The 24,426-nt window shown below is 39.5% G+C and carries 15 protein-coding genes; 10 read left to right on the top strand and 5 right to left on the bottom strand.

Annotated features, from left to right (window positions below):
* The first annotated feature begins 44 nt into the window (after nt 1-44).
* A complete protein-coding gene (locus tag ACFOSX_RS02705; RefSeq protein ID WP_386100190.1) occupies nt 45-776 on the top strand; it encodes a lysophospholipid acyltransferase family protein in 732 nt (243 codons plus the stop codon).
* An 84-nt stretch (nt 777-860) separates the two neighbouring features.
* On the opposite strand, the gene ACFOSX_RS02700 is transcribed toward ACFOSX_RS02705, so the two are convergent.
* The 4 genes from ACFOSX_RS02700 to recA form a co-directional block, all read right to left on the bottom strand.
* Nucleotides 861-2,345, bottom strand: a complete 1,485-nt coding sequence (locus tag ACFOSX_RS02700; protein ID WP_386096760.1) for an outer membrane protein — start codon at nt 2,343-2,345, stop codon at nt 861-863.
* Nucleotides 2,346-2,891, bottom strand: coding sequence for an RNA polymerase sigma factor (locus tag ACFOSX_RS02695; protein ID WP_386096758.1), 546 nt, complete (start codon nt 2,889-2,891; stop codon nt 2,346-2,348).
* Nucleotides 2,892-2,912: 21 nt separating this feature from the next.
* On the bottom strand, nt 2,913-3,227 hold the full coding sequence (locus tag ACFOSX_RS02690) for a hypothetical protein (protein ID WP_386096756.1): 315 nt from the start codon (nt 3,225-3,227) through the stop codon (nt 2,913-2,915).
* Nucleotides 3,228-3,427: 200 nt separating this feature from the next.
* Nucleotides 3,428-4,435: a recombinase RecA gene (gene recA / locus ACFOSX_RS02685; RefSeq protein ID WP_386096754.1), complete on the bottom strand. Its 1,008-nt coding sequence runs from the start codon at nt 4,433-4,435 to the stop codon at nt 3,428-3,430.
* Nucleotides 4,436-4,537: 102 nt separating this feature from the next.
* On the opposite strand from recA, the gene ACFOSX_RS02680 reads away from it, so the two are divergent.
* The 7 genes from ACFOSX_RS02680 to ACFOSX_RS02650 all read left to right on the top strand — a co-directional run bounded on the left by ACFOSX_RS02680 (nt 4,538) and on the right by ACFOSX_RS02650 (nt 11,644).
* Nucleotides 4,538-4,681 carry a hypothetical protein gene (locus ACFOSX_RS02680; protein ID WP_386096752.1) on the top strand — a complete coding sequence of 48 codons (144 nt, stop codon included), beginning with the start codon at nt 4,538-4,540 and terminating at the stop codon, nt 4,679-4,681.
* 179 nt (nt 4,682-4,860) lie between these two features.
* A complete protein-coding gene (gene trhO / locus ACFOSX_RS02675; protein WP_386096750.1) occupies nt 4,861-5,931 on the top strand; it encodes an oxygen-dependent tRNA uridine(34) hydroxylase TrhO in 1,071 nt (356 codons plus the stop codon).
* Nucleotides 5,932-6,056: 125 nt separating this feature from the next.
* On the top strand, nt 6,057-7,244 hold the full coding sequence (locus tag ACFOSX_RS02670; RefSeq protein WP_386096748.1) for a PSP1 domain-containing protein: 1,188 nt from the start codon (nt 6,057-6,059) through the stop codon (nt 7,242-7,244).
* The gene (locus tag ACFOSX_RS02665) at nt 7,228-7,728 is read left to right on the top strand and encodes a gliding motility lipoprotein GldH (protein ID WP_386096746.1); all 501 of its coding nucleotides are present in this window, start codon (nt 7,228-7,230) and stop codon (nt 7,726-7,728) included. The genes ACFOSX_RS02670 and ACFOSX_RS02665 overlap by 17 nt, the downstream gene beginning before the upstream one ends.
* 6 nt (nt 7,729-7,734) lie before the next feature.
* Nucleotides 7,735-10,101: a penicillin-binding protein 1A gene (locus tag ACFOSX_RS02660; RefSeq protein ID WP_386096744.1), complete on the top strand. Its 2,367-nt coding sequence runs from the start codon at nt 7,735-7,737 to the stop codon at nt 10,099-10,101.
* Between the two features lie 56 nt (nt 10,102-10,157).
* On the top strand, nt 10,158-10,859 hold the full coding sequence (locus tag ACFOSX_RS02655; RefSeq protein WP_386096742.1) for a CoA transferase subunit A: 702 nt from the start codon (nt 10,158-10,160) through the stop codon (nt 10,857-10,859).
* 131 nt (nt 10,860-10,990) lie between these two features.
* Nucleotides 10,991-11,644, top strand: coding sequence for a CoA transferase subunit B (locus ACFOSX_RS02650; protein ID WP_386096740.1), 654 nt, complete (start codon nt 10,991-10,993; stop codon nt 11,642-11,644).
* A gap of 497 nt (nt 11,645-12,141) precedes the next feature.
* Here ACFOSX_RS02650 and ACFOSX_RS02645 read toward each other — a convergent pair whose 3' ends face one another.
* Entirely contained in the window at nt 12,142-13,833 is a 1,692-nt protein-coding gene (locus tag ACFOSX_RS02645; RefSeq protein WP_386096738.1) for an ABC transporter ATP-binding protein, read from the bottom strand.
* Nucleotides 13,834-14,012: 179 nt separating this feature from the next.
* Between ACFOSX_RS02645 and ACFOSX_RS02640 the strand changes: the two genes are divergently transcribed.
* Nucleotides 14,013-19,685, top strand: coding sequence for an immunoglobulin-like domain-containing protein (locus tag ACFOSX_RS02640; protein ID WP_386096736.1), 5,673 nt, complete (start codon nt 14,013-14,015; stop codon nt 19,683-19,685).
* A 238-nt stretch (nt 19,686-19,923) separates the two neighbouring features.
* A complete protein-coding gene (locus ACFOSX_RS02635) occupies nt 19,924-24,363 on the top strand; it encodes a fibronectin type III domain-containing protein (RefSeq protein WP_386096734.1) in 4,440 nt (1,479 codons plus the stop codon).
* Nucleotides 24,364-24,426: the final 63 nt, after the last annotated feature.

Below are 24,426 nucleotides of genomic sequence, written 5' to 3'. Positions count from 1 at the left end.
TTTTCTCTATTACTATTTCACTAAAATAGCCTAGTTTTGGCATGATGAAAGTCTTCAAATACATTTTTTGGCTGTTATACCGTATTTGGTTTTACATTTTGGTGACCATACCAATCATTGTATTGTTTCCTATTTTGTTGATTTCCATTTCTAAGGAGTCATGGTATCCGTTCTTTTTTAGGCTCGCTCGTTTTTGGGCGCGATTTATTTTAATTGGCATGGGCTTTAGCGCAAAAATCATCAAGGAAGAAAAGCCAGACCCCAAAAAAAGCTACATGTTCGTGGCCAACCATACGTCAATGGCGGATATAATGCTCATGCTTATTGCGGTAAAAAATCCTTTTGTTTTTGTTGGAAAGAAGGAACTTGCCAAGATTCCGTTGTTTGGTTTTTTCTATAAACGCACTTGTATCCTTGTGGATCGCACTAGTGCTAAAAGCCGACAAGCCGTTTTTCTGAGAGCACAAGCCCGATTGAAACAAGGTTTAAGCATATGTATCTTCCCAGAAGGAGGTGTGCCAGACGAACAGATTACATTAGACACCTTTAAAGATGGCGCCTTTAGATTAGCCATAAATCACAAAATTCCAGTTGTGCCCCTGACCTTTTATGACAATAAGAAACGATTCTCTTATACATTTTTTAGTGGCAGTCCTGGCCGTATGAAAGCTAAAATTCATAACTTTTTTCCGACAGAAGACCTTACAATCGAAGATACTAAATCTTTAAATGAAAATGTAAGGAACATTATTTTGGCAGAGCTGTCTTCAGACTAAAAAAAAGTCGCTCTTGGGACGGAGCGACTTTCTGCGTTGCCACAAAAGAAGGATATTCTATGGCAACATTCTAACCAACTAAAACTAAAATTTAAAACTCAGGCCACTGTAAATCCCAATTAAAAATGGCCTAAAATTGTCACTTGTATTATTAAATGTATTTATCTGATATTTAAAGGTCGGCTCTAGATTCAGTGAAAATGTATCACTCAGATTATAATCAAGGCCTAATCCAAAATTGGCACTAAAACTGGTGTCATTGATATTATTGGCATTACCGATCAATGTGTTTTGACCAGCAACATCGGTAAAAATCTCATTCTTATTTAAAATAAACGTACTAAAACCACCAGAGAGATTAACGCCAAATCGAGATTCGGACAATCGATATTCCACGGCAACAGGGATTTCAATAAAACCAAAACGCTGATCTAAGTTGCTTGTTCCTAAAGTGTTTACTGATCCTGGCGAGGACGATCTCAAAAGGTTTGTAGAATTAATAACCGTGACATCACTGCCAGCAACAGGACTAATATTATCTAAATTTGACGCAAGAGAACGTGAAGCAAAATCAGACGTTCCAAACGTAATAACACCCTCGGTGCTATGGTTTAAATCCACTCTGTTTACCCCAGCCTTAATTTTAAGTTTAGGATTGATGTTGTAGCTACCAGAAATACCGTAGCTCATAGTCACATCACCACTGGTAGAATTGTTTCTGAATTGTTCACCAACTGCTGATCCACCACCCAAAGAATTGAAATAAACAGGCGCCACATTGGGGGCAATGCTCCACCTGTTTAGTTTCGTTTCTTCTTCTTTTTCTTTTTCATTATTTGGGTTTGCCTCAGCAATAGCTTCATTTATGTCAATACCGGGATTTTCAGAATTGTCTTCGGTTTTTTCTGGGTCTACAGAGGCGATCTTTTCTGTTTCCACAGGAAGAGTTGTCGTTTTGTTTAAACCGTTGTCTTGCTTGTCATCAGTTTCTTTCTCCAGCGTTTTTCCAGAAGACTTCTCAACGTCTGAAACAGCTGTTGTTGTATTGGAAATGGTAGATTTGAGGGTGTCGTCTATCTCTTTTTTATCTTTTAAGCTTGAAGAATTTTGCGAGGTAGCAGCAACGGCTTCGTTATACTTTTTATAAGTATTCGACGAATTTGAAGACTTCATGTTTTTACCTGAAGTCTTTTCAAGTGGAGCAGAATCTTCATTCTTGTTTTCTGAAGCTACTTCAATAGTCTCTATGGTAGTCGTATTTTTTCTTGATGGATTCTCAACCTCAGAATTCTCAATGGTGTTTTCAATATTAAAATCTTGCTCTGTATTTACAATCGGTGTGTCCGTTTCAATTTCAGAATTAAAAATGTTTGCACCTCCAAGAGCAAAAAACAATAGCAAGGCGGCGGCAACACCACCCAATGGCCACCAAATAGGCACGACACGCCGTTTTTTCTTTTTCGCATTTAAGCGTGCTTGAATTGCGTCCCAAACTTCGGGCTTCGGATGGGCTTCAAAATCCTTGAACTTTTCTTGAAAAAGCCGATCTATGTTCTTCTTTTCACTCATTTATAATCTTTGCGAACTTTTAGTCGCTTTGTATTCTTCAATTTTTGTTTTTAATATCATTCTGGCTCTGGCCAAATTTGATTTTGAGGTGCCTATTGATATCTTCAAAAGGTTACTTATTTCATTATGTGAATAGCCGTCTAAAACATAAAGACTAAACACTAATCTATACCGCTCTGGCAATTCTTGAATGATCTTTAACAGATAGTCTAAACTAATGTCATCTGTTTCAATTTCAACTTCTGTATCGTCTTCGAGCGCATCTTCATTGACTAAATCATAAACGCCAGCAGAGCGATACTTCTGTAGCGAATTGTTAATGGTAATCCGCTTTAACCATCCTTCAAAAGAGCCTTTCCCTTTATATTGACCTATTTTTTCAAAAATAATAAGGAAACTGTCTTGTAAATCATCTTCCGCCTCGGCATAGTTGCGTGAATACTTTAAGCAGAGCGAAAACAGTTTACTAGCATAGCGATGGTAGAGTTGCTCTTGTGCTGCAGCATTTTCATTTTTACAATCTATAATGAGTTGGTCTAGACTCACATTAAACCATTTGGTGTTTAATTATTCAACAACAGGCACTTCTACGACTAAATATTGATCTTCTCCATCGACCTGGCCTTGGTAAAACCGAAACACATAGTCCTCACTACTGGTTACTCTAAAATCAAAACTAACGGTAGCTTGTACAGTGGCCTGAGTACAATTTACGTCAGTAAAGACTGCATCAACGACAGCAACAGTTCTTTCATTAAAATCTACCTGATAAATAAAATCACTAAACTCATAACAACCATTTGGACGTGTATAATCCATAGATATCTCATAAGTCTCCCCTAACATAAATTCGTCAGGTATATCAACATTTTGTATGGACATAATTTCCAAAGTGAAATTTGGCCGATCGCTTTCACCGATGTCACAAGAGGTCATAAGACCAAGAGCTACTAGAAGGACTATTAATTTTTTCATTCTAAAATATTTCAATTTGAGTTTGCTACTTACGTAGATGCAAAATTGTATAAATGGTTGCGTCTAAAACTAAAAAAATCCTGAATTTATCAGGATTTTTTAAAATATCAAGCCGTTTTACTGTTTACAGCGTCTCGTACCTTTTCTTCAAGCTCGTCCATTAATTCGGGATTGTCCTTTATCAATGCCTTGACGGCATCACGACCTTGCCCAAGTTTGGTGTCGTCATAACTAAACCAGGAGCCACTCTTTTTAATGATTTCATGCTCCACAGCAATATCCAAAACTTCCCCAACTTTGGAGATGCCTTCGCCATACATAATGTCGAATTCAGCCATTTTAAAAGGCGGCGCTACTTTGTTCTTCACAACCTTAACTCGGGTTTTATTTCCCATTGCAGTGCTGTTACTGTCTTTAATTTGTGTAGAACGTCTTATGTCTAGTCTTACAGAGGCGTAAAATTTAAGGGCGTTACCACCAGTTGTGGTTTCAGGATTACCAAACATAACACCGATCTTTTCACGTAATTGATTAATGAAAATCATGGTACAGTTGGTTTTACTAATAGACCCTGTTAGCTTTCTTAAGGCTTGTGACATTAATCTTGCATGTAGTCCCATTTTGGAATCTCCCATTTCGCCTTCGATTTCGCTTTTAGGTGTTAAGGCCGCAACAGAATCGATAACAATAATATCAATAGCGCCAGAGCGAACCAAATTATCGGCAATTTCTAAAGCTTGCTCACCATTATCAGGTTGTGAAATGATGAGGTTTTCTAAATCTACACCTAATTTTTCGGCATAAAAGCGATCAAAAGCGTGTTCGGCATCAATGAAAGCAGCGATACCTCCAGCCTTTTGAGCTTCAGCAATAGCGTGAAGCGTTAATGTAGTTTTACCTGAAGATTCTGGACCATAAATTTCTATAACCCTACCTCTCGGATAACCGCCAACTCCCAAGGCAATATCCAGGCCAAGTGACCCTGTTGAAATAGCATCTACTTCAACTATGGATTGGTCACTCATTTTCATTACTGTGCCTTTACCGTAGGCCTTATCTAGCTTATCTAATGTAAGTTTTAATGCTTTTAATTTTGCGTCTTTTTCACTGCTCATATAGTCAATATTTTCACTGTTAATCTGAAGGTTAAAAATACCATTTCTTTTAAGAGATTACAATTTATGACGCAACCATTTCGTCTTTTCTGCATCTACTAAATGAAAAAGGAAAGAATTGCTATTAATGCCCTTGGCAAAAGTTTTGAAAAAGTGAAATTTTTTACCAAAATTGTATTCAGTAAAACTTTGGGTGTTTCAGTTGCCATTTTACTAAACAGCAGCTGTAAAGCCGATGGAGGCTAAACTCGTTTTATTAGTTAATGAAAAAATTAATAATAACGAGTTAGTCCTCAAAAAAGCGCGTTGACCAAGTCAGGGCGCTTTTTTTATTGCTTTATGTTTGGCTGTCAAAATTTCCCTAACTACCTAAAAAAGCTATCTTTGCGCCACAATTTTCACTTTAATCTTAAATATGGTATAGCATGCAACTGTACAATAACTTAAGCGCAAAGGAAAGAGAGCAACTCATCATTGATGCCGGGCAAGACCGCCTAACCATCTCTTTCTACAAGTACGCCAAAATCCAAAACCCAGAATTATTCAGAAATCACTTGTTCATCACTTGGAATGAGCTCGATGTCCTTGGTCGAATTTACGTGGCCACTGAAGGCATAAATGCACAGCTCTCTGTCCCTGCTGATAATTTTGAAGCCTTTAAAAAGCATTTGGATTCCATTGAATTTCTTGAAAACGTAAGACTGAATATCGCCATTGAGCATGATAATTTTGCCTTTTTAAAGTTGAAAGTCAAAGTCCGAAACAAAATCGTAGCCGACGGACTAAATGATGACAGCTTTGATGTCACCGACAAAGGTATTCATGTCGATGCTGAAAAATTCAATGAACTTATCGAAGATCCAGATACGGTCTTGGTAGACATGCGTAACCATTATGAAAGTGAGATTGGCCATTTTAAAAACGCGGTAACACCAGATGTTGACACCTTTAGAGAGTCCTTGGATTTAATTGAAGAAGATCTGAAGGATCATAAAGAGGACAAAAAATTGGTGATGTATTGCACTGGTGGTATCCGTTGCGAGAAAGCCAGTGCTTACTACAAGCACAAGGGTTTCAAAAATGTTTATCAATTAGAAGGCGGTATCATAAACTACGTTCGTCAAATCAATGAAAAAGGCTTAGACAATAAATTTATTGGTAAAAATTTCGTCTTTGACCAGCGTCGTTCGGAACGAATTTCAGATGACGTTATTGCCAATTGCCACCAGTGTGGCGAGCCTGCCGATTTACATACCAACTGCGCCAACGAAGCTTGCCATTTGTTATTTATTCAATGCGAAAATTGCAAAAAACAAATGGAAAATTGCTGTTCTACACAATGTATGGAAGTCAATAGACTTCCGATCGAAGAACAGAAAGCACTGCGACGCGGTCAGGGAAATAGCAATGATATTTTCAAAAAAGGAAGGGCTGATCATTTGGCGTATAAAAAGGACCTCCGCAATATTTTTGATACTATAAAACCAAAGGAATAGCGGAAGTTCCGATTGTCGCTTTTAAAGCTTCACAAGTCCATAAATTAGTTTTATATTTAGTCCTTAGAAGATTTATGAATCCGCCTTTCAGAATATATTGATTCTGAATTATATATAACAATTTTATGGCTTGTAACAGTTGTGCAACTGGTAAAGACGGGCAACCAAAAGGATGCAAAAACAACGGGACTTGCGGTACAGATAGCTGCAACAAACTCACGGTTTTTGATTGGTTGGCCAACATGTCACTCCCAAACGGACAAGACCCTTTTATAGGTGTTGAAGTCCGATTTAAAAATGGCAGAAAACAATACTACAAAAATACAGAGAACCTCACATTGAGCATTGGCGATATTGTCGCTACCCAAGCAAAATCAGGACATGACGTAGGCATGGTTACCCTAACGGGTGAGCTGGTGCGTGTGCAGATGAAGCGCAAAAAAATTAAGCTTGACGACGAGGAAAATGTGCTTAAAATATACAGAAAAGCCTCCCAAAAAGACATAGACATTTGGTCAAAATCTAGAGACAAAGAGGAACCCATGAAGGTGAAGGCACGTCAGTATGCGATAGACTTGAATCTTAAGATGAAGATTTCAGACATTGAGTTTCAAGGTGACGGCAGCAAGGCGACATTCTATTACACAGCTGAAGAACGCGTTGATTTTAGAGAATTGATTAAAGTATTTGCTCGCGAATTTAGAACCAGGATTGAAATGCGTCAAGTAGGTTTTAGGCAAGAAGCCGCACGTCTTGGAGGTATAGGCTCTTGTGGGCGAGAATTGTGTTGCTCAACTTGGTTAACGGATTTTCGTTCGGTAAGTACTTCAGCAGCGCGTTATCAGCAATTATCGCTCAACCCTTTAAAGTTAGCGGGCCAATGCGGGAAACTAAAATGCTGCTTAAATTACGAATTAGATTCTTACCTCGATGCATTAAAGGCCTTTCCGAAGACAGATACACGGTTGTACACGGAAAAAGGAAAAGCGGTCTGCCAAAAAACAGATATATTCAAAGGATTGATGTGGTATGCTTACGAAGGCGAATGGATGAATTGGCATGTATTAACCACCGACCAAGCCAATGAGATTATAACCAAAAACAAGAAAAAAGAAAAAGTGGCCAGTCTTGAAGAATATGCTGCTGAGCATATTGTAGAGACTAAAACCGAATTTGAAAACGTTGTAGGTCAAGACAGTTTAACACGTTTCGATAGTCCAAAAGGTAATAAGAAACGTAGAAATAAGAGACGTAACTCAAACAACAATCGTAACCGCAACCGAAATCCAAAGAACAATGCCAAAAAGAACTAATCAGTTTTTAGTCGTCCTAGTGACGCTTCTAGCTTTCAGTTCCTGTGATTCAAATCGTGTGTATGATGAGTACCAATCTCTACCAAAGGGTTGGGATAAGAATGAAATTATAAGGTTTCAAGTTAAAGATTTGGACACCTCAAGCAGTCACAATCTGTTCATTAATGTACGGACAAATAACGATTACAAATACAATAATTTGTTTTTAATTGCAGAGTTGTCTTACCCAAACGGAAAGACGATTACAGATACTTTAGAATATAAAATGGCTGCGCCAAATGGTGAATTATTAGGTAAAGGCTTTACCGATGTTAAGGAAAGTAAACTCTGGTACAAAGGGCATGAAGAACCATTTCAGTTTATAGAAGAAGGTGAGTACGCCATTAGCATTGAACAGGCGATGCGTAAGTCGGGCGACGTTTCAGGTGTAGATACTTTGGAAGGTATTACTGAAGTAGGATTTAGAATAGAACACACAAATTAGGGGCAAATGGCAACTAAAACAACCAAGGCCAAAAAGGCTGACAATCAAGATTTCTCAAAATACATTCGCTGGTTTTGGATGGCATTTACAGGTGGCGTTTTAATCTTCGCATTCGTTTTTTTATTAGCCAGTTGGGGTGCATTCGGTGAAATGCCAGACCATACGGTTTTAGAAAACCCCAGAACAAATTTGGCATCAGAAATCATTTCTTCAGACGACCAGACCCTTGCCAAGTTTTATTTTGAAGACAACCGTACGCCGGTAGGTTATGATGAATTACCAAAGAATCTGGTAGATGCATTGGTGGCAACGGAAGACATTCGTTTTTACGACCACTCTGGTATAGATGCACGCGGCTTTTTAAGAGCTGTATTTGCTAAGTTGACGTTGAGAGATAAAGGTGGTGCAAGTACTATTACACAACAATTGGCTAGGCAGTTATTCATTGGTGTGCGAGACAAGGAAAGTACAACCAACGCTCTGCTTCAGAAAGTGAAAGAATGGGTGATTGCAACGCGTTTAGAAAGACAGTATACCAAGGAAGAAATCATTGCCATGTATTTCAATATCTATGATTTTGGAAACAACGCCGATGGTATTCGCTCTGCAGCTCGAATTTACTTCGGAAAGGAACCACGAGAATTAGATGTAAAAGAATCTGCGATGTTGGTTGGGATGTTTAAAAATTCATCCTTGTACAATCCTCGTCCTTCGAGAAACCCGGTTGGGACCAGAAACCGAAGAAACGTAGTGTTAGCACAAATGGCGAAATACGATTACATTTCTGAAGAAACCAAAGACTCATTACAGGCTACTGAACTCGACTTAAACTATACACCGGAATCACATCGGGAAGGTTTGGCGACTTACTTTAGAGCACATTTAACCAATGTGATGAAAGAATGGATTGCAGAAAATCCAAAACCAGACGGCACCAAGTACAATTTGTATAATGATGGTTTAAAAATCTATACGACTATAGATTCGCGTATGCAGAAATATGCTGAAGATGCAATTGCACAACACATGCCGAGATTGCAAGCAGAATTTGATAATCAGAATACGCCAGATAGAAATCCTACAGCGCCATTTTTAGATTTAGAATCCGAGGAAATCGATGGTATCATGAAGTCTGCCATACGCCGTTCTGAGCGTCGCCGTCACATGAAATACGATTTGGGCAAAACAGACAAGGAGATTGAAGCGTCTTTTAACAAACCAACACCTATGAGTGTGTTTGCTTGGAGAGAGGGACAATACGTAGAGATTGACACAGTTATGAAGCCTATAGACTCCATACGCTATTATAAAAAATTCTTACGGGCCTCTATGATGTCTATGGATCCTAAAACAGGGCACGTCAAGGCCTGGGTTGGAGGTATGAACTACAGGCACTTTCAATATGACATGGTAAAACAAGGGAAGCGTCAGATTGGTTCTACCTTTAAACCTTTTGTCTACGCTACAGCGATTGACCAGTTGCAATTGTCGCCTTGTGACTCGTTTCCTAAAGCACCTATTACTATTGAAGCAAATAAATTCGGTAATCCAGAGGCTTGGACTACTAAAAATTCTGGCGGTGGGTATTCAGGGTTTCAAACCTTAAAGTCTGCTTTAGCGAATTCAACAAACACGATTACGGCACGTTTAATGAACGAAATTGGCCCTCAACCGGTCGTAGAAATGGCACAAAAATTAGGCGTGGAACAAGACATTTTACCAGTACCAGCCATTGCTTTGGGGACGCCAGACATTAGTGTGTATGAAATGGTTGCTGCCTACGGAACCTTTGCCAATAAAGGCGTATACAATAAGCCAGTTTTAGTCACGCGTATAGAAGATAAAAACGGAACGGTTTTGTTTCAGTTTCAACCAGAAAGCCGCGATGTGTTAAGTGAAGAAGTGGCTTATGTTACTGTTAATCTTATGGAAGGTGTAACACAATATGGTTCCGGGCAACGTTTACGTGATAAATGGCGTGTCAATCAGACGCTTTTTAAGGAAATAGGAACTGGATATCCTTACGAGTTTGATAATCCTATTGCAGGAAAAACAGGTACTACACAAAACCAGAGCGATGGTTGGTTTATGGGAATGGTACCTAACTTAGTCACTGGCGTTTGGGTCGGTGGTGAAGACCGGGCAGCTCATTTTAAAAGTATAAATTATGGGCAGGGGGCAGCTATGGCATTGCCTATTTGGGGCTTGTACATGAAAGCTTGTTATGCCGATGATAACCTCAATGTTTCCGAAGAAGAGTTTGAAAGGCCTAGCAACTTATCCATCAATCTAGATTGCACCAATTTCGCAGATTACGATACGGATGAGGATGCCGACGATGAGGAGAATGTTTCAGACGAAATCGATTTTTAGAGCGTAATAATCCCTAAGATATTTTGTAACTTCACTGCTCTAAATCAAACTTAAGCATGATTAATAAAAAAGTGGCTTCCGTTAAGGAGGCACTAAGTGGTGTTGCTTCTAATATGACCTTTATGTTTGGCGGTTTCGGGCTGAGCGGTATACCTGAGAATGCTATTGCCGAGCTTGTTGAACGAAATATAAAAGGACTGACCTGCATTTCCAATAACGCAGGTGTGGATGATTTTGGACTTGGTTTCTTATTACAACAAAAGCAAATCAAAAAAATGATATCCTCTTATGTTGGGGAGAATGATGAGTTTGAACGCCAAATGCTCAGTGGTGAGTTGGATGTTGAGCTTATTCCTCAAGGCACTCTCGCCGAACGCTGTAGAGCAGCCCAAGCTGGCTTTCCTGCCTTTTATACCCCAGCAGGTTATGGAACTGAAGTTGCAGAAGGTAAAGAATCAAGAGAATTTAATGGAAAGATGCATATTTTGGAATATGCTTTTGATGCAGATTACGCTTTTGTAAAAGCATGGAAGGGTGATACTGCGGGTAATTTAATTTTCAAAGGAACCGCCCGAAACTTTAATCCTAATATGTGTGGCGCAGCTAAAATCACGGTCGCTGAGGTAGAAGAATTACTGCCTGCAGGTGAATTGGACCCTAACCAAATTCATGTTCCAGGGATATTTGTGCAACGCATTTTTAAAGGCGCCAAATATGAAAAACGAATTGAGCAACGAACGGTTCGCTCTAGAGAATAAGTAAATTGTAATTTAAAATTGAGCGCTGCTGTCGACCTGAGCGCAGTCGAAGGGTAATGGTAAACCAATATATATAAATTAATAACATTCCTGCTCCCGATTAATCGAGACAAAGGAATGACAGATATAATATGTTAGACAAAAACGGAATAGCAAAGCGCATAGCAAAAGAAGTTAAGGATGGTTACTACGTCAACCTAGGAATTGGTATCCCTACATTAGTTGCCAATTATGTACGAGATGATATAGAGGTTGAATTCCAAAGCGAAAACGGCGTGCTCGGTATGGGACCTTTTCCGTTTGAAGGCGAAGAGGATGCCGATATCATCAATGCCGGAAAACAAACCATAACAACATTGCCTGGCGCATCATTTTTTGATTCCGCCACGAGTTTTAGCATGATTCGCGGGCAACATGTAGACCTTACCATTTTAGGCGCTATGGAAGTTTCTGAAAACGGTGATATTGCTAATTGGAAAATTCCAGGAAAAATGGTTAAAGGTATGGGTGGCGCGATGGATTTGGTAGCTAGCGCAGAGAATATTATTGTCGCCATGATGCACACCAATCGCGCAGGAGAATCAAAACTACTAAAACGATGCTCCTTGCCCCTAACTGGTGTGGGTTGCGTTAAAAAAGTAGTGACTAACCTTGCCGTTTTAGAGGTGACGGAAAAAGGGTTTAAATTATTGGAGCGTGCACCAGGTGTTTCTGTGGAGGAGATACAGAAAGCCACGGAAGGGCATTTAATTGTTGAGGGGATTATTCCAGAGATGATAGTTTAAACAAACGTCAAAAAATTTACTAAGCCCGAAAGACAGTGTCGGGCTTTTTTGTACGAAAAAACTGAATAATGGTTAAAATAATATGTATTTCATCGATTAATTATGCTTTTTAGCTGATTAATCGATAATTGTTTTCATATTAGCAATCCCAAATCAATAACCAAGTTTACCATAAACTTAATTTATGTTATACCAATTATCGTTTGAAATTATAGTAAAAGAAAATGAAGATTTTTTTCTTTATAAGAAATTTAAAAATTAAGGCATAGCCTTAGCTACGGCTTCTTTTTCAATTGAATTAGAAAGGAAAAAAGAGCGTTTTATTGCTGTAATTTCGAATGGTAAGTGGTATTAGACCCCAAATCTACCATAAATTTAAACCTATGAAACAACAACCGAATCTACCAGAACCTACTTTAGAAGACGCCCCATCTTCTATGGAAAATACACTTCAGTTAGTCTCAGGTGTGTTTAAATTAGCAAAAAAGATATTCATGCTATAACCCTTTTGGGATAGCATGAATTAATCTTTTTGTATACTCTTTTTCAGGGTTGGCATAAATAGCGTCCGCCTCGCCAGCCTCTTCAATTTTACCTTTATTCATCACCAACAATTGGTCTGCCATGTATTTTACAACGGCTAAGTCGTGCGAAATAAAAATATAGGTAAACCCAAATGTTTTTTTTAAGTCATTCAATAAGTTGAGTACTTGCGCTTGTACCGATATGTCTAGTGCGGATACCGACTCGTCACAGATAATCAATTTTGGATTTAAGGCAATAGTGCGTGCAATACCTATACGCTGGCGTTGGCCTCCCGAAAATTCGTGCGGATAGCGGTTAAAATGGGATGCTTCCAAACCAACTTGTTCTAAAAGAGCAAGGACTTTCTCTTTTCGGTCGTTAAATGATGTTCCAATACCATGCACTTCCATAGGTTCCATAATGGCACGCCCAACTGTCAGTCTTGGATTTAGCGACGCAAACGGGTCTTGAAATATGATTTGAATATCCTTTCGTAAACGACGAAGCGCATTTCCTTTAAGTTTGGTAATGTCAACACCATTGTATTTTATAATACCCGAAGTGGCTTTATCTAACTGAAGGATAGCATTACCAAGTGTAGACTTTCCGCAACCCGATTCACCCACCAAACCTAAAGTTTCGCCTTCAAATACGTTAAATCTTACGCCATCTACGGCTTTAAATTGGTGCTGTTTTCCTAGCCATCCAGACTTTGAGAGATACACTTTTTCGACATCGATAACCTCCAGAAGTGGCGCTTTACCATAGATATCCTTGTGTTGTTTTTTTCGTGTGTCTTTGGAAATGACTTCAGGAGAAAATGAATCGTTCACAATATCAGATATCGTCGGAAGCCGTTTTAACCGTTCATCCATTGTTGGTCTTGACTTTAATAAGGCTTTTGTATAGTCAGCTTTAGGCCTTCTAAAAATGTCTTTAACAGCGCCTTGTTCTTCAATGTTTCCTTTATACATTACGACGACTCGGTCTGCAATTTCAGAAACCAAAGCTAAATCGTGTGAGATGAACAATATGCTCATGCCATATTCTTCTTGAAGGGATTTTAACAACACTAAAATCTCCTTTTGCACCGTAACATCCAACGCTGTAGTCGGCTCATCCGCAATCAACAGTTTTGGTTTGTTGGCAATCGCCATGGCAATAATAATCCGTTGCTTCTGCCCGCCAGACAGTTGATGCGGATACGCTTTAAAGGCGTGTTTAGGGTCGGGAAGTTTTACTTTCTCGAAAAGATTTAGGACTTCAGATTTTATTTCTGAAGACGATAAGCTAGAATGCTGATTCAATATTTCAGCTACCTGCAGTCCACAGCGCATGGACGGATTTAAGGCACTCATCGGTTCCTGAAAAATCATGGAGATGTCGTTGCCGATAATCTGTTGTTTTTCAGATGTTGAAAGACTTTCAATATCTATACCTTCATAAGTAATTGACCCAGAAGTAATTTTTGAAATGCCTTTAGGCAACAGGTTCATAATGGCCAATGAGGTAACAGATTTCCCTGAACCAGATTCGCCCACAACGGCTAATATTTCATTCTTTTCAAGTTGAAAATTAATATGATGTATAACCTCGATCCAATCGGTTTTTGATTTGAAGGCGACGGCTAAATTTTCGATTTGAAGCAATGGTTTTTTCTGCATAAACAAATATAAATTTTCTAATTCGTAATGGAGACACTAAAATTTTGAAAACCTATCAACATTTCATCGAAAAAATTTACAACGCAATTGTGCATTAACAAAATTTTAATACTTTCAGCCGTTAAAAAAAATAACGGTCCCTTTTTGGCTGTTTAATATCCTATAAATTAAAATCACACATGACGAAACAATTACGAGTATTGGGTGGTAGCTTGGTGGCTTTGGCAACTATAGTTATGGCCTCAGTTTACTTTTGGCCGTCCTCAACTGCCGAATCTACAGAACTTACCCTAGAAGAGCAACGCAAAGCTCATGAAAAAGTAATGGCCAACTCGCCATTTAAAGAAACCCTGACTTGGGACAAGAAAAAACGTAAGCGTGAGGGTTTACCTCCTAACCGCTATTTTGAGCAGATGTGGGAATTAACCATTAACCCTGCAACTGGAAAATTAGATAATGAAGAACTTAATATTACGCGAGAGCAATTACGTTTAGAAAGACAGGCTAACCGTAATCCAGGAGACGCAGGAAATGCTTGGGAAGAACGTGGGCCAAATGATATTGGCGGACGTACCAGAGCTATTCTGTTCGACCCAAATGACTCAAACAACCAAACCGTTTATGCAGGTGGTGTTAGTGGTGGTCTTTGGAAAAACACAAACATTACCAGTGCGAGTTCGCAATGGTCTCGTGTACAGAACGTGCCTGGGAATTTAGCGGTATCTTCTATTACGGTTGACCCAAATAACTCAAACCGATGGTTTATCGGTACAGGAGAACAATATACAGCTGGTGATGTTGTAGGTAATGGTGTCTATGTCACTAATGATGGCGGTAACACGTGGAATGCTGTAAACATTCCGCCAGCAGGTGCAGATACTTTTGATTTTAACGCCTCTAACTTATTCTTGTCTGGTTTATTCTATGTTAATGATGTTTTGGCTTGGAATAACAATGGAAACACAGAACTTTTTGTTGGTGTTGGTGCGCAAGTCTATGGCGATGCTGGTAACCCAACCAACTGGTTAGGATTGCAAACTGCAGGATTGTACCATTCAACAGATGGTGGAGCAACGTGGAACAGAATTGAAGGTGCAGCAATGGAGTCTAATACTTCTGGGGCAAATACGTTCTACGCTATCCCTAATGATTTAGAAGTTGGTGCTGACAACCGACTTTGGATGGGTACTATTAACAATGCCTTCGGAAGTGGTGGTGGACGTGTCTACAGTTCTACAAACGGAACCACCTGGACCCAAGCAGCAGGATCGCCTTTGGCAGATTCTAATCGTGTTGAGATTGAAGCTTCAGCATCTAACGCAAATAAATTATACGCTTTAACACAGGGTGCAGGAGCGGCACCAGTTCATATTTACAGAACAACAAATGCTTTCGGAAGCGTTACGGAAACAGCTTTGCCTAATGATGCAGATAACGGTATTGCAGCAAATGACTTTACAAGAGGTCAGGCGTTTTATGATTTAATGATTGAAGCCGATCCTAACAATGATAACATCGTTTATGTTGGTGGTATTGATTTGTTCAGAACTACAAATAGCGGTACATCATGGTCACAGATTTCTAAATGGTCTAACAACCCAGGATTGAACACCTTAAACGTGCCATTGGTACATGCGGATCAGCATGCCATGACGTTTAGACCAGGTAACTCTAATCAAGCGATCTTCGGAAATGATGGTGGTATCTATTATGCATCAAGTTTATCTGCTGCTACAGGATCTGGTTCTGCTATTAGTGTAAGAAACAACAACTATAATGTAACGCAATATGTAAAAGCAGGTATTGGTCCTGATGGGCAAAGTAGTTCAAACACCATCTTTACAGCTGGTGCACAGGACAACGGGTCACAAGCGTTTAGAGGTGCTAATGCAACACCAGGTATCAACGGTTCTGAAGAGCTGAGTGATGGTGATGGATTCTACACCTTTGTTGATAAGGATGGACAATATATGATTGCAACATTCGTCAATAACGTAATCTACAGATTCAATTTACCTTGGAATGGCTTAGGTCGTCGTCAAGGTGGTGCAACAACATTATCTAGCGATCAATCTCGTGGTGACTTTGTAAACCAAATGGATTTTGATAGTAATGCCAATCGTTTATTAACTAACAATTCAGCAGGAACGAGCTATGCAATTAAATCAATCAACGTAGCCTCTAACAGCAATGGTAGTATTACCAATGCGGCCTTAACCGCTAAGCCGACGGCATTTAGAGCTTCACCTTTTGCAAACAATGTTTGGTATGTCGGTTTGGCTAATGGCGGTTTATTAAGATTGTCTAATGTCACAAATACATCAGCGACATTCTCAACGATTAATACTCCGTTTGTAGGGTCTGTGTCTTCCGTAAGATACGGCGCTACGGCGAATGATATTTTCGTTACGGTTCACAATTATGGTGTAACTAATGTTTGGGCGACCTCTAACGGAGGATCTAGCTGGACTGCCAAAGATGGTAATCTGCCTAATATCCCGGTAAGAGATATGCTTCAAAACCCATTGAATAGAAACGAAGCAATTTTAGCAACGCAACTAGGGGTTTGGTCAACATCAGACTTCAATGCAGCGAATCCAACTTGGGCACAAGCTTATAACGGTATGAGCGATGCTAGTGTTACCTCGTTTGATTATTGGGATAAGAGTGGTGATGATACAGACAACATCATCATTGCTTCAACTTATGGTCGTGGTGTATTTACTGGAACTTTCACAGCAACTACGGTTGTTGATACGGATTCACCGACAGCGCCTTCAAACTTAACAGCTTCAAATATTACTGAAACGACAGCTGACTTAAGCTGGACAGCTTCCACAGATAATGTAGGCGTTGCGAATTATGACATTTTAAGGGATGGAGTTGTTATTGCGACGGTTTCGGGTACTACAACTAATTATCAAGCAACGGGCTTAACGGCAAATACGACTTATGCTTTTACAGTAAGAGCCAAGGATGCTTCAAACAATGAGTCGGCTGTGAGTAATGTAGCTAATGTCACAACCTTAGCGCCAGATACGCAAGCACCTTCTGCACCAACAAGTCTTTCGGCTTCTGCTACAACAGCAACGTCAACCAATTTAAGTTGGACAGCTTCTACAGATAATGTCGCTGTAACAAGTTATGATGTATTTAGAGATGGTGTTGTTGTCGGGAATACAGCCAATACATCCTTTACAGCAAATGGTTTGGCAGCGGCGACAACCTATTCATTCCTAGTTAGAGCTAAAGATGCTGTTGGAAATATTTCAGATCAAAGTAATACGGTTTCTGTAACTACTGAAGCAGTTCCGATTACCTATTGTGCATCTCAAAGTTCTAATGTGAATGATGAATTTATCAGTCGTGTTCAATTGAATACAATTGACAATGCCTCTGGAGCACAGTTTTATTCAGACTTTACTAGTATTTCAACAACATTGACAAAAGATTCGCAGTATACAATTTCTATCACGCCAACATGGACAGGAACTGTGTATAACGAAGGTTATGGTGTTTGGATTGATTATAACAAAGATGGTGACTTTACGGATGCCGGTGAGCTTGTGTTTTCACAATCGCCAACAGAGCAGACGCCAGTATCAGGATCGTTTACGGTGCCTGCATCAGCATCTGAAGTTTCTACCCGTATGCGTGTCACCATGAGTTATAATGCAACACCGACCTCATGTCAGTCATTTACGTATGGTGAAGTTGAAGATTATACCGTAGTCATTGAAGGTTCTGGACCTGATACTACAGCGCCGGTTATTACCTTAAATGGTGCTTCAACGATAGACGTTTTCGTTGGACAGGCTTATAACGAATTGGGTGCAACCGCAACGGATGATGTCGATGGGGATTTAACATCGAGCATTATAACCTCAGGAACAGTTGATACGTCAAATGCTGGAACTTACGCGGTTATGTATACGGTTAGTGATGCCGCCGGAAACTCTGCGACAGCAACACGTACTGTGAATGTGAATGCTGATACAACGGCGCCAGTAATTACGTTAAACGGACCGTCTTCCATTACTTTGGATTTAGGTCAAACCTACAACGAGCAAGGTGCCACTGCAACGGATAATGTTGATGGAAACCTAACTTCAAGTATTGTAACTACAGGAACGGTTGATACAAATACAGCAGGAACTTACACGTTAACTTATAGTGTTAGTGATGCGGCAGGTAACAATACATCAATAACTAGAACAGTAACTGTAAATCCAGATACAACGGCTCCGGTAATTACATTAAACGGAGTAGCTACAGTCAATTTAACCGTTGGCGACACCTTTACGGATGCAGGTGCAACAGCAACAGATAATATAGATGGAAACTTAACAGCAAGTATTGTTGTTGCGGGTTCTGTGAATACAAATGTGGCGGGTACATATACGCTCACCTATAATGTTAGTGATGTTGCAGGAAACGCGGCAACACCAGTATCAAGAACAATAAATGTTAGTGAAGCAGCCAATGGCTGTTCTGGGGGGATTTCATCCTTCCCTTATGCTGAAGGTTTTGAAAGCGGTATCGGTGCTTGGACACAGTCTAGTGCAGATGATATCAATTGGACGGTGGATGCCAACGGTACACCATCTAGTGGGACTGGACCAGCAAGTGCAATACAAGGGAGTAACTATATTTATGTTGAAGCATCAGGAAACGGAACAGGATTCCCTAATAGAAGAGCCATCATTACATCGCCATGTTTTGACTTATCATCAGCGACCGAAGCGACCTTCTCATTCAAATACCACATGTTTGGTTCAACGGACGGTGGACGAGTTGATTTAGAAGTGACCAATGACGAAGGTGCAACTTGGACGAGTGTTTGGAGTCAAACAGGAAACCAAGGCAACCAATGGTTAACCGTAAATGTAGATTTAGCATCTTATTTAGGAAGTGGCATACAAGTGCGTTTCAACAGAATTACTGGAGGAACTTGGCAGTCTGATGTAGCGATAGATGATATCAGCTTAACGAACAGTGAGGTGACAACACCATCGTGTTCAGGAGGTGTGACGTCATTCCCGTATAGTCAAGGTTTTGAAGGCTCAATTGGAGATTGGTCACAGTCTAATGCAGACGATATCAATTGGACAGTGGATGCTAATGGCACACCTTCAAGCGGTACAGGACCTTCTTCTGCAGTTCAAGGAAGTGACTACATTTATGTGGAAGCTTCAGGAAACGGAACAGGCTATCCTAACAAGCGCGCTATCATTACATCACCTTGTTATGACTTATCATCTCAAGCAAGTGCAAGTTTCAGCTTTAACTATCATATGAATGGTGCAGCCGATATGGGAAGCATTGCTTTAGAAGCCAGTAATGATAACGGTGTTAGCTGGACAACCCTTTGGAGTGAAACTGGAGACAAAGCCAATTCATGGTTATCCCAGACTGTTGATTTATCGGCCTATGCGGGTAATAGCGTGCAGTTACGATTCAATCGCGTTACAGGGAGCACATGGCAAGCGGATGTCGCTATTGATAATATCAGCTTAACAGCAGGTGTAACTACAAAAGCAAATGATGTTGCGACGGACTTATTGGAAGCTGAACCAGCAGTTATAGAAACTTCAGTTAAGGTATTCCCTAATCCTGCATCGTCTTACATCAATGTAAGCCTTGGATTGGATACTAGGGCAGGAGCACAAGACGTGACCTTCCGTGTGTTTGATCTTTCAGGTAAGATTGTAAAACAAGCACAGTGGACAGGCATCAGTTCATCTCGTTTCCAAAAGCAAGTTGATATTAGTAACTTAAATGGTGGTATCTACATGGTATCCATAGAGTCTACTAATGGACTAAGAGATAACTTAAAATTGATAAAGCGATAAGTACTAACTAACTTTTCTCAATTAAAAATCCAGGCCAGAAATGGTCTGGATTTTTTTTGTTGCGTATACACCTTGCTTTTAGTCCATTGATAGTATTTGAAAAGATAAAGTCGATTAACATGAAAATTTTGGAGGATTCAGACTGAATATTATCGAAAAGTTAAAATTTTAACAACTTAAAATAGATAATATTCATACTTTGAGCGAATTATAAAAAAATTGATAAAAACCATCAAAAATGACTAAAAATTTACGATTACTAATTGGAGCTTTTCTAAGCGTTGCTATCATCGTTGGGGGTCTTACTTTTGGGCTTCAGGATGAAGAAGTCAATAATCAAGTTACTGTTGAAGAGCAGAGAGCTAATCATGCAGAAATTTTGGCCAATTCACCCTTTAAAGAGAGTTTAACTTGGGATAAGAAAAAGAGAAAGCTAGAAGGCTTACCGCCAAATCGATATTTTGAGCAAATGTGGGAGTTGACCGTAAACCCTTCTACAGGTAGATTGGATGATGGTCAATTGACTATACTTAGAGAACAGCTTATGCAACAACGTGCTCTAAATAGAAATCCTGGAGAAGCAGGTAATGATTGGGAAGAACGTGGCCCAAATGATATTGGCGGCCGTACGAGAGCTCTTTGGTTTGACCCTAACGATGCATCTAACAACACAGTCTATGCAGGTGGTGTTAGTGGAGGTCTTTGGAAAAATACAGATATTACTAATACTAATTCGCAGTGGGAGCGTATTCAGAATGTTCCAGGGAACTTATCAGTTACTACATTTAGTATTGATCCTAATAATTCTAACCGTTGGTTTATTGGTACAGGTGAGCAATATACTGCAGGAGATGTTGTAGGTAATGGTGTTTATGTTACCAATGATGGAGGTAACTCTTGGAATGCCGTTAATATTCCTCCAGCAGGAGCAGGAACTTTTGAATTTAGCGCTACGAATTTATTCTTATCAGGTTTATTTTATGTGAATGATATACAGGCATGGAATAATAATGGTAATACGGAATTATTCGTTGGAGTAGGTGCATTCGTATATGGTGATGCCGCAAACCCTAGTAACTGGTTAGGACTGCAAACTGCGGGATTATATCATTCAACTGATGGTGGTTCAACTTGGAATAGAATAGAGTCAGCAAATCTTGAAGCCAATACTTCTGGAGCAAATACGTATTATGCGATACCAAATGATTTTGAGATTAGTGCAAACAACACACTTTGGATGTCAACAATTGCCAACGGTTTTGGTGCTGGTGGCGGACAGGTTTTTAGCTCTACAAACGGAACTACATGGACAGTAGCTGGTGCTTCACCACTTCCAAATTCCGATAGAGTTGAAATTGAAGTATCTTCAACTGATCCTAATAAAATGTATGCCTTAACAGAAGGCACAACAAGCACAAGTCCAGTCAATATTTATACAACGACAAATGCCTTTGCTAGTGTTTCTAATGGGGCTTTACCAAATGATGCTGATCAAGGCATACCATCAAATGACTTCACCAGAGGTCAAGCGTTCTATGACCTAATGATTGAAGTTGACCCAAATAATGACAACGTACTGTATGTTGGGGGTATAGATTTATTTAGGTCAACCAATGGAGCTTCCTCTTGGACTCAAATTTCAAAATGGTCAAATAACCCGGGGTTAAGTACGCTACCTGTACCTTTAGTTCATGCAGATCAGCACGCTATGACGTTTAGACCTGGTAATTCTAATCAAGCTATTTTTGGAACAGATGGCGGTATCTATTATTCTTCAAGTTTGTCTAGCGCTTCTAATTCTTCAACTGCAATAGGCGTAAGAAATAATAATTACAATGTTACTCAGTATGTTAAGGCAGGAATTGGCCCTGATGGCGTTGGGTCTAACAATATTATCTTTACCGCAGGTGCTCAAGATAATGGATCACAGGCTTTTAGAGGATCGAATGCCTCTCCAGGTATTAATGGTTCTGAGGAATTATCTGATGGTGATGGTTTCTACACTTTTGTTGATCAAGATGGGCAATACATGATAGCCACTTTTGTTGCTAATGTGATTTACAGGTTCAATTTGCCTTGGAATGGATTGGGTCGTCGTCAAGGAGGAGCAACTACCTTATCAAGTGACCAATCTCGAGGAGATTTTGTCAATCAAATGGATTATGATGATGATGCCAACAGACTTTTAACTAATAATTCTAACAGTACAGGAAATGCTATAAAGTCAATTAATGTAGCAACAACATCTAGTGGAAGCTTAACAAATGCATTATTAACTGCCGCGCCGTCTGCCTTTAGAGCTTCACCTTTTGAAGCTAATGCATGGCATGTAGGTCTTAAAAATGGAAACTTAATTAAACTTACAGGTGTTACAAACAATGGTGCTACTTGGACTAATATTTCAACGCCATTTGTTGGATCTGTATCTTCGATAAGATATGGAGAAACAGCAAATGATATTTTTGTAACCATTCATAATTACGGTGTAACTAGTGTTTGGGCTACTTCAAATGGTGGTGCAAATTGGGTGAGTAAGGAAGGTGATTTGCCAAATATCCCAGTTAGGGATATTTTACAAAACCCATTAAATAGAAATGAAGCCGTATTGGCGACACAACTTGGAACATGGTCTACGTCTAACTTTAATGATGCTAGTCCTACTTGGGTACAAGCGTATAATGGTATGAGTGATGCCAGTGTAACCGCTTTTGACTATTGGGATAGAAGTGGTGACGATACAGATAATATCATAATAGCATCTACCTATGGTAGAGGTGTATTTACAGGGACTTTTACTGCGACAACGGTACCAGATACCGAAGCGCCTTCAGTGCCTCAAAATTTAGTAGCTTCTAATATTACAACAAACAGTTTAGATTTAAATTGGAATGCATCATCAGACAATATAGGAGTTTCAGAGTATGAAGTATTTCAAGATGGAACTTCGATTGGAACTACTTCTTCGACGAATTTATCAGTTTCAGGTCTTTCCGCATCTACAACGTATGGCTTTACAGTTTTAGCTAGAGATGCTTCAAATAATGAATCCGCTAAAAGCGCAACGACTCAAGCAACCACTTTAGATCCGGATACTCAAGCGCCTTCAGTTCCTACTAATCTTTCTGCAACTAATGTTGCGGCATCTTCAGCAGATTTATCATGGAGCGCATCTACAGACAATGTCGCTGTTGAAGACTATGATGTATTCCGAGATGGCGTATTAATTGCTACGGTTAGCGCTACGTCTTATCAAGCTACAGGTTTGGCTCAGTCGACAACATATGCATTTACTGTAAGAGCAAGAGATACTTCAGGAAATTTGTCTGCTCAGAGTAACAGTGTGTCAGTAACAACTAGCGTAGAATGTTCACCAACCACGAGCAACTTTAATTCAGGCACTTTGAATCACTCGGGAACTGAGTCAACAACAACGACACTTAATTTCGGTGGCGGTAATCATGAAGATGTAAGTTTTACGATTACAGAATTAAATGCAAGAACAGGTGGTAACCCAAACAGGAGATTTATAGACAGAGTAGTTATTACATACACTGATGGTAATGGCGTATCCCAGAATTTTGGAACCTTCACAGGTAATACAACAAGTAGTGTTAACGTATCTATAACAGGTATTGTACAGTCAGTTACTGTAGCCTTGTCTGATGCGTTTGACGGTAACGCAGGAAGTACAATGAGTGTTACACTCAGCTCAGTACAATCTTGTGTAACACTAAATTGTACAGACTCAGATGGTGATGGTGTTTGTGATGAGGATGATGTTTGTCCAGAACTTGACGATAATCTCATTGGTACCAGTTGTGACGATGGCGATCCTTGTACCATAAATGATGTGTATGGGCCAGATTGTAATTGTGCAGGTACGTTTGCAGATACCGATGGCGATGGTGTTTGCGATGGTGACGATATCTGCCCAGGTGGCGACGATAATGTAGATCTTGATGGAAATGGAGTGCCAGATGATTGTGATTGTAGTTCTGGAACAGCAAACTTTAGCCCTAGTGTTTTAAATCACTCTGGAGGAGGATCAAGTTCAGTAAGTTATTCGTTTTCTAATCTTTCTAAAGATGTAAGCTTTAGTATCTCTGGATTAGATGGAAGAATTAATGGTAATCCAAGGAATAGATTTGAAGAAGTAGCAACAGTAACATTTGTGGATTCTAATGGACAGACACAAACATTTAATACTTATAGCGGTGCTAACCAGAGTACGGCAAATGTGAGTATTTCGGAATTTGTTTCTGAAATTACGGTATCCTTAAGCAACGGTGTGTCGGGAAGCTCTACGTCCTTAAGTATCTCTCTCTCGACTATAGATTTTTGTGAGCAAAGTACTGGTGCGGTGGCTAATAGCAATGTAGCAACTATTGATGTAGGAAATAATTTTGATATCAAGGATTTTACGGTTTATCCAAATCCTGCAAAATCAGAATTAAATATTAGACTAGGATTTGATACTAGGAACAACGAAGCAGTAGATTTCTCATTGAGAGTTTATGACTTACACGGTAGAGTTGTTAATACTCAAAATTGGTCTTCCATGTCAAATTCAGGTTTAGAAAAGCAACTCAACATATCAAAACTTAATCAAGGAATTTATATGGTTGTTTTAGAATCTTCAAATCGTATTAGAGAGGTTCAAAGATTTGTAAAAGAATAATTACTTAAAGGTATATAAACTGAAAACCCAGATTAGCGATAATCTGGGTTTTTTAATTACGGA

The organism is Winogradskyella maritima (assembly GCF_042650215.1).
Taxonomy (GTDB): Bacteria; Bacteroidota; Bacteroidia; order Flavobacteriales; family Flavobacteriaceae; genus Winogradskyella; species Winogradskyella maritima.
The sequence above is the reverse complement of the archived record's forward strand: the minus strand, read 5'-3'. Positions and strand labels throughout refer to the sequence as shown.